The 1,071-nt window shown below is 41.2% G+C and carries 2 protein-coding genes; both read right to left on the bottom strand.

Annotation, left to right across the window (positions count from 1 at the left end; translation table 11 throughout):
• Window positions 1-767: condensation domain-containing protein (locus tag KFT32_RS27100; protein ID WP_249436172.1), on the bottom strand; the 767-nt coding region annotated here is incomplete at its 3' end.
• A 5-nt stretch (window positions 768-772) separates the two neighbouring features.
• The coding region (locus tag KFT32_RS27095; protein WP_211750458.1) for a phosphopantetheine-binding protein at window positions 773-1,071 on the bottom strand (299 nt) is incomplete at its 5' end.

Here is a 1,071-nt window from a genome sequence, read left to right as displayed (position 1 = left end):
ACCACGATCTCTTCCTGCCTGCTGTAACGACCCATGAGCTGCATAAAAGCAGACAACAGAACCATATATTCTGTTGCACCGCTCCTTTTGGCTAATTTCTTTACTGCCTCGTTATGCTTACGTGTTACCCAAGTATTCAAACTACCGCCCTTATGGCTTTGATGCTGTGGACGAGCATAATCTGTCTTTACATCCAGAACGGGCACATCTCCTGAAAATTCTTCTAACCAGTAAGCTTCCTGCTCCTGTAAATCCCGCGCATTTTGCCATGCACTGTAGTCCTTGTACTGAACTCTAAGCTCTGGAAGTTTCATTCCACTATAAAGGCAAGATAAATCGGATAGCAGCACATCAGTAGAACCATCATCAAAAATAATGTGGTGGATATCCAGCATGAGTATATATTCATCTTTTGATGTTTGGACCAATTTTGCTCGCATCAGTGGTGCTTCTCTTAAGTTGAATGGACGTATGAACTGTTCGAACAAATTAGGAATTGCTTCAAGTCGTCCTACCGAATATTCTAACTTCAGTTGAACCTCGTCTTCTATAATTTGAAGAAACTTATCTTTATTATGAGAAAAATGGGTGCGCAGTAGTTCGTGACGACTGCAAAGTTGATTAAACGCCTGGCTTAGTTGGTCAACATTCAGTTCGCCCTTCACTTTTAGCAGAATGGGAATATTATATGTGATGTCAGATTTGTGCATTTCATGTAGTACAAATAATCGTTTCTGGGCGGAGCTCATTTTATATTTTCTGCTCATTTCGCTTAAACCTCCTCTTCGACTGCAGCTGCAAGTTGTAAAAACAAGGTCTCGTTTTGTTCTTTCCGGTCTTTTCTATCCATTATTTTCGCTTTTTCTGCTAATTTCCTTACGTTTGGATCGGCCAGAATATCTCTTAACGTCAGACTAATACCAAGACGTTGTTCCAACAAACTGACAAGCCGAGACGCCCGAAGTGAATGACCTCCTAATTCAAAGAAACTATCATCGATACCAATACGTTCTGTCCCAAGGATCTCCTGAAATACCTCAGCAATACATTCCTCTATCTCATCCCTTGGCG

The sequence above is a fragment of the Paenibacillus sp. Marseille-Q4541 genome, from assembly GCF_018310695.1.
GTDB lineage: Bacteria > Bacillota > Bacilli > Paenibacillales > Paenibacillaceae > Paenibacillus.
This window is presented reverse-complemented; position numbering and strand designations above follow the sequence as displayed.